At 45.2% G+C, this 12,463-nt stretch carries 16 protein-coding genes; 10 read left to right on the forward strand and 6 right to left on the reverse strand.

What is annotated here, in order from left to right:
• Positions 1-203: 203 nt before the first annotated feature.
• The 5 genes from bioD to ABLT31_RS06005 are packed head-to-tail and all read right to left on the reverse strand — an operon-like array spanning position 204 to position 4,331.
• Positions 204-890: a dethiobiotin synthase gene (gene bioD / locus ABLT31_RS05985; RefSeq protein ID WP_367749704.1), complete on the reverse strand. Its 687-nt coding sequence runs from the start codon at positions 888-890 to the stop codon at positions 204-206.
• A complete protein-coding gene (gene bioF / locus ABLT31_RS05990; RefSeq protein ID WP_367749706.1) occupies positions 887-2,038 on the reverse strand; it encodes an 8-amino-7-oxononanoate synthase in 1,152 nt (383 codons plus the stop codon). Before bioF ends, bioD begins: the two co-directional genes overlap by 4 nt.
• Positions 2,028-3,389, reverse strand: a complete 1,362-nt coding sequence (bioA, locus tag ABLT31_RS05995; RefSeq protein ID WP_367749708.1) for an adenosylmethionine--8-amino-7-oxononanoate transaminase — start codon at positions 3,387-3,389, stop codon at positions 2,028-2,030. The genes bioF and bioA overlap by 11 nt, the downstream gene beginning before the upstream one ends.
• Positions 3,386-4,159: a 6-carboxyhexanoate--CoA ligase gene (gene bioW, locus ABLT31_RS06000; protein ID WP_367749710.1), complete on the reverse strand. Its 774-nt coding sequence runs from the start codon at positions 4,157-4,159 to the stop codon at positions 3,386-3,388. Before bioW ends, bioA begins: the two co-directional genes overlap by 4 nt.
• The gene (locus ABLT31_RS06005) at positions 4,137-4,331 is read right to left on the reverse strand and encodes a sortase B protein-sorting domain-containing protein (protein ID WP_367749712.1); all 195 of its coding nucleotides are present in this window, start codon (positions 4,329-4,331) and stop codon (positions 4,137-4,139) included. The genes bioW and ABLT31_RS06005 overlap by 23 nt, the downstream gene beginning before the upstream one ends.
• A gap of 209 nt (positions 4,332-4,540) precedes the next feature.
• On the opposite strand from ABLT31_RS06005, the gene crcB (ABLT31_RS06010) reads away from it, so the two are divergent.
• The 7 genes from crcB (ABLT31_RS06010) (at position 4,541) to ABLT31_RS06040 (ending at position 10,154) form a co-directional block, all read left to right on the forward strand.
• Positions 4,541-4,936 carry a fluoride efflux transporter CrcB gene (crcB, locus tag ABLT31_RS06010; protein ID WP_367749713.1) on the forward strand — a complete coding sequence of 132 codons (396 nt, stop codon included), beginning with the start codon at positions 4,541-4,543 and terminating at the stop codon, positions 4,934-4,936.
• Between the two features lie 11 nt (positions 4,937-4,947).
• A complete protein-coding gene (gene crcB / locus ABLT31_RS06015; RefSeq protein WP_367749715.1) occupies positions 4,948-5,313 on the forward strand; it encodes a fluoride efflux transporter CrcB in 366 nt (121 codons plus the stop codon).
• Between the two features lie 157 nt (positions 5,314-5,470).
• Entirely contained in the window at positions 5,471-6,625 is a 1,155-nt protein-coding gene (locus ABLT31_RS06020) for an MFS transporter (RefSeq protein WP_367749717.1), read from the forward strand.
• Positions 6,626-6,738: 113 nt separating this feature from the next.
• The gene (locus ABLT31_RS06025) at positions 6,739-7,485 is read left to right on the forward strand and encodes a GntR family transcriptional regulator (protein WP_367749719.1); all 747 of its coding nucleotides are present in this window, start codon (positions 6,739-6,741) and stop codon (positions 7,483-7,485) included.
• A 235-nt stretch (positions 7,486-7,720) separates the two neighbouring features.
• The gene (locus tag ABLT31_RS06030) at positions 7,721-8,542 is read left to right on the forward strand and encodes a PfkB family carbohydrate kinase (RefSeq protein WP_367749721.1); all 822 of its coding nucleotides are present in this window, start codon (positions 7,721-7,723) and stop codon (positions 8,540-8,542) included.
• 21 nt (positions 8,543-8,563) lie between these two features.
• Positions 8,564-9,439, forward strand: coding sequence for a lyase family protein (locus ABLT31_RS06035; protein ID WP_367749723.1), 876 nt, complete (start codon positions 8,564-8,566; stop codon positions 9,437-9,439).
• A 43-nt stretch (positions 9,440-9,482) separates the two neighbouring features.
• On the forward strand, positions 9,483-10,154 hold the full coding sequence (locus ABLT31_RS06040; RefSeq protein ID WP_367749725.1) for an HAD family hydrolase: 672 nt from the start codon (positions 9,483-9,485) through the stop codon (positions 10,152-10,154).
• 65 nt (positions 10,155-10,219) lie between these two features.
• Here the strand turns inward: ABLT31_RS06040 and ABLT31_RS06045 are convergent, their stop codons facing one another.
• Entirely contained in the window at positions 10,220-11,023 is an 804-nt protein-coding gene (locus tag ABLT31_RS06045) for a LysM peptidoglycan-binding domain-containing protein (RefSeq protein WP_367749727.1), read from the reverse strand.
• 229 nt (positions 11,024-11,252) lie between these two features.
• Here ABLT31_RS06045 and ABLT31_RS06050 point away from each other — a divergent pair, with 229 nt between their 5' ends.
• The 3 genes from ABLT31_RS06050 (at position 11,253) to ABLT31_RS06060 (ending at position 12,342) form a co-directional block, all read left to right on the forward strand.
• Positions 11,253-11,588, forward strand: coding sequence for a hypothetical protein (locus tag ABLT31_RS06050; protein WP_367749729.1), 336 nt, complete (start codon positions 11,253-11,255; stop codon positions 11,586-11,588).
• 378 nt (positions 11,589-11,966) lie between these two features.
• Positions 11,967-12,110 (forward strand): hypothetical protein, encoded by a 144-nt coding sequence (locus ABLT31_RS06055; protein WP_367749731.1) that lies wholly within the window; start codon positions 11,967-11,969, stop codon positions 12,108-12,110.
• 37 nt (positions 12,111-12,147) lie between these two features.
• Positions 12,148-12,342 carry a hypothetical protein gene (locus tag ABLT31_RS06060; protein WP_367749733.1) on the forward strand — a complete coding sequence of 65 codons (195 nt, stop codon included), beginning with the start codon at positions 12,148-12,150 and terminating at the stop codon, positions 12,340-12,342.
• Positions 12,343-12,463: the final 121 nt, after the last annotated feature.

Genomic DNA, 12,463 nt, shown 5'->3' on the forward strand with positions numbered 1-12,463 from the left:
ATGGTATCCATCTCCTTTGTTGTATTTGCCTTATAACTGTATTTTAGATCTTAGTGAATATTTTCACAATATATTTGATCATTATTTCACAATTTAGTAGAAATGATATGAATAATTTATGAGCATCTTAGTCAAAGAAGAGGAGTTAAGCAAGAAACCCGTTATGATAAAAGCCAGGCCTTGAACCTGGCTTGCTGATAAAGTTATCGCAAAAGCTTATCTATGGCAATTTGCTGTTCGAATCTATGGATAATTTCCGCTCGATCAGTAGTTTCAAGATAGGGGAGGACGCCCAGTACGGGGATGCCTCCAGAGAATTCTTCAATCATCCCTGGATTGGTTTGTTCAGCGACTCCGTCTTCACGAGTCCCATTGATGATGACTCCGAGCACGTTTAGCCCAGCCTGACGGGCATACGCAATGGTCAAAAGCGTATGGTTGACAGTTCCGAGGGTGGGGCGGGCCACAATCAAAAGGGGAAAACCGATGGCGCGAGCCATATCTGAAACGAGATAGCGGGGTCCCATAGGCACCGCTAAGCCACCGGCGCCTTCTGCGATATAGAAAGAATGGCGGTCCCGGATCTTATGCCAGCTGGCCAATACTTCATCGAGAGAGATCTGTTGACCTTGTCTTTTTTGGGCGACATAAGGAGCGAGCGGTTCGGCGAACTGGTAGGGATTGATGTCCTCCAAGGGGCTGGTGTCCCCTGACATTTCCTTCAATATCCTCACATCACTCTTGGGATCTTCCCGTGAAACCCCGGACATCATCGGTTTAAAGACGCCCACATCAATGCCCCGTTCCTTCAAGACTGCCGCAAGTCCAGCTCCAACAAAGGTTTTTCCAATGTCAGTATCGGTTCCTGTGATAAATATTCCTTGGCTCATGAAATCAACCCCATTTCTTTTCCGATCTTCGCAAAAGCGCGCAGAGCAATATCCAGCTCTTCCTGCTGATGGGTGGCCATCAAAGTGACGCGAATCCGGCTTGTTCCTTCAGGGACGGTAGGGGGACGGATGGCGGGAGCGAAGACGCCATCTTCCTCTAATCGCCTCGAAAACTCCACAGCTTCTTGCGCGCCCCCTATGACTACCGCGATTATAGGAGTGGTGCCTTCTACCAGCTGAAACCCTAGTGCCTTAAGCTCCTTTCGAAAGATATTCGCAAGCTCAATCAGCTTCTCCCGCCTCCATGGCTGTTCCTGGATCAAACGAATTCCTGTCGAGGCTGCTGCCGCGACGCCGGGAGAGAGGGAGGTCTGAAAAATGAAGGATCGGGCATGATTGCGCAGATAATCGATAAAAGCTTGATCCGCTGCTACATAGCCTCCCTCGGCTCCGGCCGATTTGCTTAGGGTACCCATACAGAGATGGACCCGGTGCGTTAAGCCGAAATACTCCGCGGTTCCTGCACCATTTTTGCCCAAGACGCCTGTCGCATGGGCATCATCCACCATCAGCCAGGCCCCATAAGCTTCCGCTAATTCGACGAGCTGAGGGAGGGGAGCGATATTCCCATCCATGCTGAAGATCCCGTCCGTGACGATCAGCTTGCGACGGGCAGTCCCAGCCTGTTGAAGCTTTTTTTCCAATTCTGTCATGTCGACATGGTTATAAACAGCGGTTTGGGCTCGGCTCAAACGGCATCCGTCAATGATGCTGGCATGATTCAGGGCATCGCTGAAAATCACATCCCCTTTGCCCATTAGGGCAGAGATCGTCCCAATGTTGGCCAAGTAGCCGGAACTAAAGAGGATGGCGGCGTCTTTTCCTTTAAAAGAAGCAAGCTGTTGTTCCAGCATTTCGTGAATCATCAAATTTCCTGTCGTTAGCCTGGATCCTGTGCTTCCCGTTCCAAATTGATGAATCGCATTAGCCGCGCCTGCTTTCATTTCGGGATCCTCGGCAAGGCCTAAATAGTTGTTAGTGGAAAGAAGGAGTGTACCATTATCCCTGATCTCATCCATACGGCGAAGCCGCCGCGTCAAGCCTTTGCGTTCCCGAGCTGCGAGGGCTTCAACTAACTCATTTGCCACCGACACCAGCCCCTTCAGTTACTAGCTCGATGGCCTGCTTGAGCATAGCAATCATCTCTGTCAGTTCGTTTTCGGTACTGGCCAGGGGAGGCATAAAGACAACAGTATCTCCCATCGGGCGAGTGAGCATACCGAGCTCTCGAAGCTTTAGGCTTACCTGATAGCCCATTCGTTCGGCCCACACGAAAGGCTGTTTCGTCTCTTTATCCGCGACTAGTTCCAGCCCGCACATCAGACCGGCTTGGCGGATATCTCCGACATGCTTCAGCTCTTGGAAGGGGAGGAGTAAAGTTTTTACAAAAGCCGCCTTTTGTTGAACCTGCCGGATCAAGTTTTCCTTTTCAAACAAGTCGAGATTCGCGAGCGCGACTGCACAGCCTAACTGATTCCCCGTATAGGAATGGCCGTGGAAAAAAGTCTTGAGCTCGGTGTAATCCGCGTAAAAGGCTTCATATATCCGTTCCGTCGTCATCGTGATGGCGACCGGCAGGTAGCCGCCAGTCAAGCCTTTTCCTGCCGTCAAAATATCAGGTGTCACCCCTTCATGGTCACAAGCAAACATCTGGCCTGTCCGGCCAAACCCCGTGGCCACCTCATCCGCAATCAGCAAGACGTCGTATTGCCGGCATAATCGTTCGACTCCAGACAGATACCCCTCCGGCATCTGGATCATGCCGCCCGCGCCTTGCATTAAAGGCTCTAGAATCAAAGCAGCTATTTCCTCGTGGCGCTCTTCGAACAGCTGCTCCAATTCGGCGAGACAGGCTTCCCGGCAAATCCGCGGATCTCCGCTAGGGTGGCGGTAAACGTAAGGGTAAGAAACCTTGTAGCTATCAAAAAGCAGAGGCTGATAGACTTGGTGAAAAATATCAATCGATCCAACACTAATGGCACCGATGGTGTCCCCATGGTAGCCATTCTTCATCGTCACAAATTTAGATTTCTTCTCTATCCCAAGATTTTTCCAGTACTGAAAAGCCATCTTAAGCGCAATTTCCACAGAGGCTGCTCCGCTATCTGAGTAAAATACCCGGGTTAAACCCTTGGGAGCGAGCTGCACGAGCCGTTCCGCCAGTTGCGTCGCTGGAACATTGGCCATGCCTAGCAGCGTGGAGTGAGCAATCTGTTTTAGCTGCTGGCGGATCGCTTCATCGAGTTCTTGTTTGCGATGTCCGTGCACATTCAGCCATACGGATGAAAACGCGTCATAATATTCTTTTCCCTCGGTGTCTTTGACCTTTACCCCTTGGCCGCTTTCAATAATCAGCGGGTTGGCCTCATAATCTTTCATCTGAGTAAAAGGAAGCCAGAGATGCTTTCGGCTTTTTTCCAGTAAGGCTTCGTGATTCATTTTCGTTCATCCTCCCATCCGATCCAGATCGGCTTTTTCTCTAAATAATGGATATAAGAATCAATGTCGATTCCATCCTGAACAAAAAAGACCCGTCCCCCAGAGGAATCCCCAAAAGTTTTGAAGTGGGGGATTCTTCTGTATCCTAGCTTTTGACTAGCGACATAGCCTGTTACATAATCCGGGTCATCTGACCAGCATAGCTCCGCAACGGTAAAAGGGGAGGAGGCCACCTTGGTGGCCAAGGCTAATGCTTCCCGAATCCGGGAAGATCCAAGTTCTGAATGAAGCTTCAGCCATTTTATGTAAGAGAAAGCATCCCAATCCATTCGGGAAACCCGCACCCCTTTCTGATCCCTGTCGTCTAAGCGTTTCCCGCTGTCGGCATGGAGGAGAATAGCTCCCCTTAGATCTGTGGATTGGCGAAGCCACTGCATTCCTATTTCTGCAGCCTTCCTTGAAACCCCCGTATCCACTAGTAAATCGAGGGCCCTTGCCCTGCAAGTGTCAACATGATCGCCTTCCTCTGTGCTGACGGGGAGGGGAGGAACGAATACTCCTACAGTTTCCAGCTTTTCAACGACTACCTGAATAAAATCCGCACTTCCCCGGCTATGGCCCATTGATTTGGCCAAAAGCTCCGCCGTCAGGATTTGTACCTCGGATTCACGGGCTAGGCGTTCTCCCCCAGAAATATGCCGACCGCCACCTTCGTGAGGTCCGCCTTCCGCTGCACGCATACGGATGCTATAAAGAGGATTTTCTAGCATAGGCTTGCCCTCCTGCAGCTGTTTTTACTCGTTGAAGCAGCTTATACATTGCCGAAGACAGCTGAAAGTCCGAACCTGGAATCCCGCTGGGGATTTTAAAGGATCCGCTTACAGCGATAAGGGCAGCCAATAATCCGATCTGCGCCATATCCAGAGGGGACCATTTATTCATTGCTCATCCTCCTTTAATGTAAACTTAATTTTATATTTTGGTTAACATATAGAACTATTAAATCACGGAAAGGGTAGGGAGTCAATATTATCCACTGAGCAGACCGCAGTGCCATTCATCCTGATTCAAAATTTGATTTAAACTCCTGGTATAATACATATTGCATACGCAAATAAAATCAACTTAATCTAGGCTATTGGGGTGTTACCGTGAAGAATTTCGTATCATTAACCATTGGTGGTTTTTTGGGAGCCATTACTCGTTTTAGTTTAGGCGAATGGATTCAAACTGAAGGTGGTTTTCCTATGGGTACTTTATCTGTGAACTTGCTGGGGTGTTTGTTTTTGGGGTGGTTTTTTACGCTTACCACAACGAAGCGGAAAATAAGCCCTCAACTCAAATTGGGGATTGGAACGGGATTTACAGGGTCATTCACCACATTTTCGACGTTCTCCGTTGAAACGTTGACTTTACTTGCAAATGCTCAGGTTGGGTTGTCACTCGCTTATGTTTTAAGCAGTACAGCGGGTGGAGTTTTATTGGCTTTTGCAGGTTCTAAGTTGGCTGCTGCTATACCAAAAAAGCAAGTCCAAACGAAGTTATAGGGGGAAGCGGAATGATGGTAGTTATCGGGCTGGGTGGTATCCTTGGAGCGATCACACGGTATTATTTAGGCCGGTTTATTATGGAGAGAAGCCGGGGCGTTTTTCCGTTAGGTACGTGGGTCATCAATATTACGGGTTCGTTCTTACTTGGTATGTTAACATTTTTACATCTTCAGCAATATATTCCGGAATGGATTTGGTTATCGGTTGGTGTAGGGTATTTGGGTTCCTACACGACATTTTCTACTTTTGGTTACGAAACCATACAGCTAATTGAAAAGAAAAATACACTCAAAGCCATATCTTATGTTTTAACAACCGTTATTTTTGGAGTTCTTTCCGCATGGTTAGGGATGATGTTAGGGCATTTGGTATGATGACGATGCAGGAGTTAAATCTTTCTCATCTCAGCCTTTAGGATTATAATGTAGAGGAAGTTGGCACGTCAGGTCATTTGGGGGAGGTGTTTCATGGATGGGTTACTTGCCCACGAAAACGGATGAAAGTTCTAATTACCATAGTATAAATACATTTATGCGAGAAGTATGGACTGTTCGCGGACTTACCTTTTCGTATTACGCGACTAATACGATTCTGGTTGTGTTTTTACCATTGTATTTTGCGAATCAGGGTTATAGTTCATCCGAGATCGGCTTACTGATGATGTTTGGTCCATTCGTCGCTATGTTTTCACAACCGTTTTGGGGCTATCTCAGCGACCGCTATCAATCGGTTAAGAAAATTATTTTATTCCTCTGGATCATGACCATACTTTCCAGCGTAGGACTGTTTTTTTCAGGTGGATTTGGTTTGGCTTTATTTTTTGTCGTTATGCTTTACTTCTTTTTCCTTCCTTCCAATCCACTATTAGATAGTCTTGTCATTAAGACGACGCAGAAAGCTGGAACGAGTTATGGATCTGTGCGTTTATGGGGTTCCATTGGATTTGGAGGAGTAGCCATTGTTGCTGGAATGATTGTTTCAGAACTTGGCATAGAAGTGATTCCTTTTGTGTACTACGGAATTTGGGTATTCCCGATGCTGCTTTTGCTTTTCATGAGAAATGACTCAGGTTCTGGACGAGGAATCTCCCTGTCCGGTCTGCGAATGATCCTAAAGAATACTCCTTTTCTTTGGTTTCTATGTTTAGTTTTTTTACTGACTGTTCCTCACCGAATGAATGATGCGATGTTCGCTCTTTATTTAAAGGATGCAGGAGGAGATAATGCCTTAGTGGGGTGGGCATGGGCCATAGCCGCGCTAGGCGAGGTCATTACGTTCGCTTTGCTCAGCCGCGTTATTCCTCGATTTAACGAGCTGGGGTTACTCGTCTTCGTAGGTTTGTTATATACGATTCGCTGGATTTTGATGGGATGGGTTTCTGATCCATTACTTCTTCTTTTCTTGCAAGGGATGCATATGGTCACCTTTGCGATCTTTTGGATTACTTCCATTCAGTATGTGGTCAAACTGGTGCCAGGGGAGCTACGTTCAACAGGGCAGTCGATGTTCTCTGCTGTTTTTATGGGATTGGCAGGCATAACCGGTGGAGCTGCAGGGGGCTGGATTAAGCAGGAATGGGGCGGAGAAAGCATGTATTTCTTCGGAGCAGGGATGACTTCAGTTGCAACCATTCTATTCCTATTAACCCTGAGGTTTTATAGGAACAAGAAAGAGAATGGCTCCTAGATGTGAATATGTGATATAACAAGTGTGTTAACTTGATATATTACAAGTTATGATATATTCTAAACAAGGTATTGTATACTTAAAATTTAAAATTCCGTGGAATAGGAGTTTTTATGAAACTGAACAATTCTAGCCAAAATCCATTGTATATTCAATTAAAACAAATTATCAAAGAGGATATTCTTCGGGGGAAATATAAACCGGGTCAGCAATTGCCTCCAGAGTCAGAATTATGCAAGACATATGGAGTAAGCCGGATTACGACTCGCAGAGCGATTACGGATCTTGTGGAGGAAGGGGTTCTCTACAGTCATCAAGGGAAGGGCACGTTCGTGAAACTATCTAAGGAGAAGCGTGAGCTTGTTTCTCTTGGCAGCTTTTCTGAGCTTACGATTGAATCTGGAAAAAAACCTAGCTCACAGATCTTATCCAGTTCGATTGTTGATGCGGATGAGTCATTAGCTGAGAAGTTTAAATTGCAGGTCGGAGAATCTCTATTGAAGCTACATCGGCTGTTATTTATTGACGATGAACCATTCATTATAGAAACCTCTTATTACCCTTTAATTTTTATGCCGAACCTCGAGAAGCATATCTGGGAATCTTCTTCGACGTATAGCATTTTGAAGAGTAGGTACAACATCGAAATAATGCGCTCTTCCAAAACTTTAGAGATTGTATTTGCCTCCGATTATGAAGCAAACCTGTTCCACTGCGATCTGGGTGCGCCTTTGTTTGCGACAGAGAAACTAAGCTATGACCAAGAAGACCGGCCTATTCACTTATCTTATTCATTGTATATGGCGAATAAAGTCATCTTTACCTTAGATACGGTAAGGGATAAACAAGATGAGAGCTAAATTGACTTCTTCTCATGAACTCATTTCAAATCACATTTATGTAACTAAAGGTTATATAAATGTGATTTTTTTCATGCTGGGAAATTTATATCAAATTAATCCTTGACTTTATATCAGTTCAGATAGTATATAATATAATATTATAATATATAACAAGTTAACCCAAAACCGCGCTGTAAATAGCAAGGATTTTTAACTTATTTATGCTAAATATTATTCGTGAGGAGAGTGTATGATGAAACTAATAGGTATTGGTGACAATGTAGTTGATTACTATCAAGACCAAGGGTTGATGTATCCAGGCGGCAATGCTTTGAATGTAGCTGTACGAAGCAAACGAAATGGAGCGGAGGCTTGCGCGTACTTGGGCCTAATGGGAAATGATCCGTCAGCAGAGTTAGTAACAAAGTCCGCAAGCCAAGAAGGGATCGATATCAGCCGGGTTCGCCGCGTTTTCGGTCCCAACGGAGAAGCTGTTGTTTCCTTGAATGAAGAAGGGGACCGCGTGTTTGTGGGGACGAATCGGGGAAAGCGTGTACAATCCCTGCTAACACTTCGCTTGACTGAGGAGGATCTGGATTATATTAATGGGTATGACCTCATACATACCAGCGTTAATAGTGATATCGAACATGAGTTGCCACGTTTGGCCCATAAAGCGATTTCTTTTGACTTCTCTACGTCCAAGCGGTGGACAAGGGAGTATTTAGAACAAGTATGCCCTTATTTAACCTACGCATTTTTTTCTGGAAGTGATATGTCCCTGGACGAAATCGAATCGTTAATTGAGGATGTCCACCGTTTAGGGGTCATAATCGTCGGTGTAACCCGCGGGGCCCAGCATGCGATATTTTCCGAACGAGGGGAGAGGTTCGAACAACCGCCTATACCTATTCAAGTAGTCGATACAATGGGGGCAGTGGATTCGTTTATTGCTGGTTTTCTTACCTCGTTCCAGGATCATCAAGATATGAAGGCTGCGCTTCTCCAAGCCGCTCAATCTGCAGCGGTGACATGTGGGTATTTTGGCGCTTTTGGTTATGGAACGAAGAGATAAAGTTTTTATCGAAACACGCTTTTGCGTAAGATTATATTACGCATATTATTGGGGTTTGATTCGCCTACTCAGAATTCCCTAGATGGCGTGGCATCGAGAGACTACCTATTGGAGATTTTATCTGAGCTAAGTATTTTTTCGAATGGATTAAGTCGCTTAGCCCACGATCTTTATTTATGGTCCACATCAGAATTTTCCTATATCGAAGTAGGAAACTCTGTTGCGATATGCAGCAGTATCATGCCGCAAAAGAAGAACCCCTACACGTTAGAACACATTAAAGCCAAAGCGGCCCATGTACAAGCGGCACTAGTATCTTGTTTAGGCAGTCTGAAGAATACCCCCTTTACGCATAGTTGTGACGTTTGTCTTGAAAGTCCAAGATATTTTTGGGATGCCGTATACGAAGTGGAAGCTTCCATCTCGATTATGATCGCAACAATCAAAACGGTTAAAGTAAACAAAGAGCTGATGCTGCAGAGAGCACTGAAGAATTTTAGCACCGTAACCGAGCTAGCGAACTTGCTTGTCAGGGAAGCAGGGTTATCCTTTACGGAAGCTCATCGGGTAGTGGCAAGTCTTGTGAATGATCTACTCCAACAAGATCAAACGCCGGAGTATATAGATCTACAGAAATTATCCCAATTTGCTCTAGATTTATTAGGAAAAGAGATTCATTTAAGTGAAGTGCAGCTGCGCCAGGCTCTTCATCCCGTTACTAATGTTCAATTAAAATCGGTTAAAGGAGGTCCTTCGCCAAAAGAAGTGTTATCCCAGTTGGAAGGTCTTTCGGAACAATTGAAAAGCGATAAGTACGAGCTTGGAGAGAAAGTTGATCAAATCGAAGATACTAGAGGTTTGTTGAAAGAAAAGGCAGATCAGATGCTAAAATGTTAATAGATCCTTTTGTTAAATAAATTTGATAGGAGAATACTTAGCTATGATAAAGGCCATCATTTTTGATTTTGACGGTACGATCTTGGATACGGAAACAGCATCCTATCGTGCATGGATGTCTTTATATGAAAGATATGGATTTACAATGGGTATAGAAGAATGGGGCAAATTTATTGGCACCAAAAACAAGGAAGATAACCCCTATACATTTATCAAAAACAATGCGCCCGATTTTTTATGGAGTGAGGAAGAAACCAGATTTGAAGTAAGAAAAACGGTAGATTCCTTAATGGCAGATAAAGAAATTTTGCCTGGTGTGAAGGATCTTATCGCTCATGCTAAAAAACATAATATAAAATTGGGGATTGCATCCAGTTCAGCACGAGAAACCGTATTGGAGCATCTTCGCAGATTGAATCTTCAGATGGATTTTGACGTCATCAGTACAAGTGACGATGTGAGGAAAGTAAAGCCTGATCCTGAGTTATACCTCAGGACCATCGCTGCCTTGAAAATGAAGAAAAATGAAGTGATTGCGATTGAGGATTCACCTAACGGAGCATGGTCAGCCGTACGGGCTGGTATTCGATGCGTTGTCGTTCCCAATCAAATGACAAAAAATTTACAATTTCCGGAGGTTGATTGCATTCTAGAATCATTAGCGGATTTCGATACTCGCCTGTTGAGTAATAAGGGCCCCCTGTCCATTGAATGAAAAGGTTAAACGTGAAAGCCCCATTCTGATAGATTCAGAACAGGGCTTTATTCATTTGCTATAGTTTAAAAGAGTACTTTCACCTGAACCAGATCAAGGATTCTGCCATCGTTTGCGCTGCGATGGTACACCCATAATCTCCCTTCTCGGGACGTCGGGGTTCGGTCGAACGGTACCGTTCCCGCAAAGTAGCCATAAGCCGGGGCCCCTTCTAAAGCCGTTGTATATCGCTCATTCGATACGATGACCCCGTTATCATCCTGGGTTTGCATTAACACATTAGCTTCAAAGACTCGGGCAAAGCCTTCTACCCGATCCCCGCTTAGGATAACATCACCCGGTAGTGGACGAATAACGACGATATTCCTTGAAGAAGGCAGTGGAAGGAGCAAGCGGTAACCGGCATATAGCAAGTCACGGGAAAATCCGGGTCGTCCTTCATTTGCGTATAATAAACTGGATAACGGCAACTGAAAAGCTTGCGCAATACTTGCTAGCGTATCTCCTGCCTTCACCTCATATACAAAAGCTGGAACCCAAAGTGGTTGCCCTATATAGATGAGCCCGGGGTCCTGAATTTGTCGATTGACTCCAACAAGAAGATCAGGATGTGCCGAGAAGCGATGAGCGATCCGGTAAAGGGCATCGCCTGGGGCCGTAATATAAACCGTCCGAAAGGGAAGCTCTTTAGGAACCGGAATGAGCAGTGTCCAACCTGGATAAATCAAGTGTGGATCAGTAATCGGCGGGTATAAGAAGTTGGCTTTTTCAATTTCTTCGACGGAACTGCCGAACCTTGCTCCAATCGAAAATAGGGTATCGCCTGGCTGAATGGCATAAACGACATGTGTTTCTTTTATGACGGGCATATAGAATCCACTCCCCTTATGGGCTATTCACCACCATCGTATGCATTGGTGTATGAGGGGTGATCTTTGTTTACGTAAAATAAAAGGGTGATAAACGGTCGTCCCCATTAGAAACAAATTTCCTTATGCTAGGCATTGGACTATTTTCACTCATTGCTAAATAAACCTTGAACTCGGCAAAATGAGAAGTAATATGCTGAAGTGTTCAACCGGTGAGAGGAGAATATAGATGGCTAGTATGCATACTGCATTGCTGCAAAAGAATAACATCTCCATGAGATTATTAAGACATCCGGAGATAGTAGGGGTAGGAATCGGTCATGCAGACCCACAAAGACCGGATCGCGGTGGAGCCATCTTGCTTTACACGCATAAGAATATTGTGACAGCGGAAGTGAATAAAGCAGTAACAAAATTGATGGAAACCAGGGTACCGATCCGCATTATTCAGTCCGGTCCATTCCGCAGACAACCAGCAATAGCAGTGAAGAAAAGGATGAATTTAAAAGGAAAGATGGCACGGCAAAAAAGAAAGGCCTTCGCCAGTCAAATCGTCCCCCAATAAAACATCGTCCTGTACCGGGTGGGGTAAGTATCGGCAGACTGACCAGTCCTAATACAGCTGAAATCGGTACAGCTGGGCTTATCACCATTAGGAATAATGAATATTTTATTTTAACTAACAATCATGTCGCGATACGTAACAATCGGTTTACCGCGGACATTTATCAGCCAGGCCCTTTCGAGGCAGGAGGTTCATTCAATGCAGCCGATTTTATTGGAAGACCGTCCTTGTATGTTCCGTTAAGGGATGGCCAAGTTAACTTTATGGATGCTGCGATTGTAAGAGGTATACCAAATGATAGTCTGTTCAATCCGCGCTATTTAAGACCCTTTGCCTTTGGCCGCAGGTGGATACCCATCGCATTACCGGGTCATTTGAATGCTGAACGGGTCGGAGAAAATTTGTATAAAACCGGACGAACAACCGGCTTTACAATTGGAACAGTGGAATCGATTAACCAAGACCAGAAAGTTACAGGTTACGATTTTGGCGACGGAACTCTCTTCTTCCGTAATCAAGTAATCATCGAGGTCGAAGCGCAGCCGGTGATTCAGGGTCCGTGTGGCTTCGTTCGGGTGATAATTATGCTGCGGCGCTTCACTTTGCGGGAGGTGAGGGTAGAGCGGTCGCTACACCGATCGCCACTGTCATGAATACCTTTGGGATGCTAGTAGCCGCTCCAAGCAGCTCAGGCAAATTAAGAGGAGGAATAATCAAGCGCAACAGGGTAAAGGGAGATTACAGCTACAGTTAACCTTTATCGGCAGAACTAAGAAAACGGATCCGGGTTGTTCGTCCGAAATAAATTTACTAAAAACCTCCAACCGGAGGTTTTTTTATTATAAGAGATGGGGTGTTATCGGTTTATTTTTTAT

The sequence above is a fragment of the Ammoniphilus soli genome (assembly GCF_040813775.1).

What these genes read in the sequence shown, in the direction of transcription:
- bioD (WP_367749704.1), bottom strand. Translation starts at nt 890, where the DNA reads ATGAGCCAAGGAATATTTATCACAGGAACCGATACTGACATTGGAAAA.
- bioA (WP_367749708.1), bottom strand. Translation starts at nt 3,389, where the DNA reads ATGAATCACGAAGCCTTACTGGAAAAAAGCCGAAAGCATCTCTGGCTT.
- bioW (WP_367749710.1), bottom strand. Translation starts at nt 4,159, where the DNA reads ATGCTAGAAAATCCTCTTTATAGCATCCGTATGCGTGCAGCGGAAGGC.
- ABLT31_RS06005 (WP_367749712.1), bottom strand. Translation starts at nt 4,331, where the DNA reads ATGAATAAATGGTCCCCTCTGGATATGGCGCAGATCGGATTATTGGCT.
- crcB (WP_367749715.1), top strand. Translation starts at nt 4,948, where the DNA reads ATGATGGTAGTTATCGGGCTGGGTGGTATCCTTGGAGCGATCACACGG.
- ABLT31_RS06020 (WP_367749717.1), top strand. Translation starts at nt 5,471, where the DNA reads ATGCGAGAAGTATGGACTGTTCGCGGACTTACCTTTTCGTATTACGCG.
- ABLT31_RS06025 (WP_367749719.1), top strand. Translation starts at nt 6,739, where the DNA reads ATGAAACTGAACAATTCTAGCCAAAATCCATTGTATATTCAATTAAAA.
- ABLT31_RS06030 (WP_367749721.1), top strand. Translation starts at nt 7,721, where the DNA reads ATGAAACTAATAGGTATTGGTGACAATGTAGTTGATTACTATCAAGAC.
- ABLT31_RS06040 (WP_367749725.1), top strand. Translation starts at nt 9,483, where the DNA reads ATGATAAAGGCCATCATTTTTGATTTTGACGGTACGATCTTGGATACG.
- ABLT31_RS06045 (WP_367749727.1), bottom strand. Translation starts at nt 11,023, where the DNA reads ATGCCCGTCATAAAAGAAACACATGTCGTTTATGCCATTCAGCCAGGC.
- ABLT31_RS06050 (WP_367749729.1), top strand. Translation starts at nt 11,253, where the DNA reads ATGGCTAGTATGCATACTGCATTGCTGCAAAAGAATAACATCTCCATG.
- ABLT31_RS06055 (WP_367749731.1), top strand. Translation starts at nt 11,967, where the DNA reads ATGCTGAACGGGTCGGAGAAAATTTGTATAAAACCGGACGAACAACCG.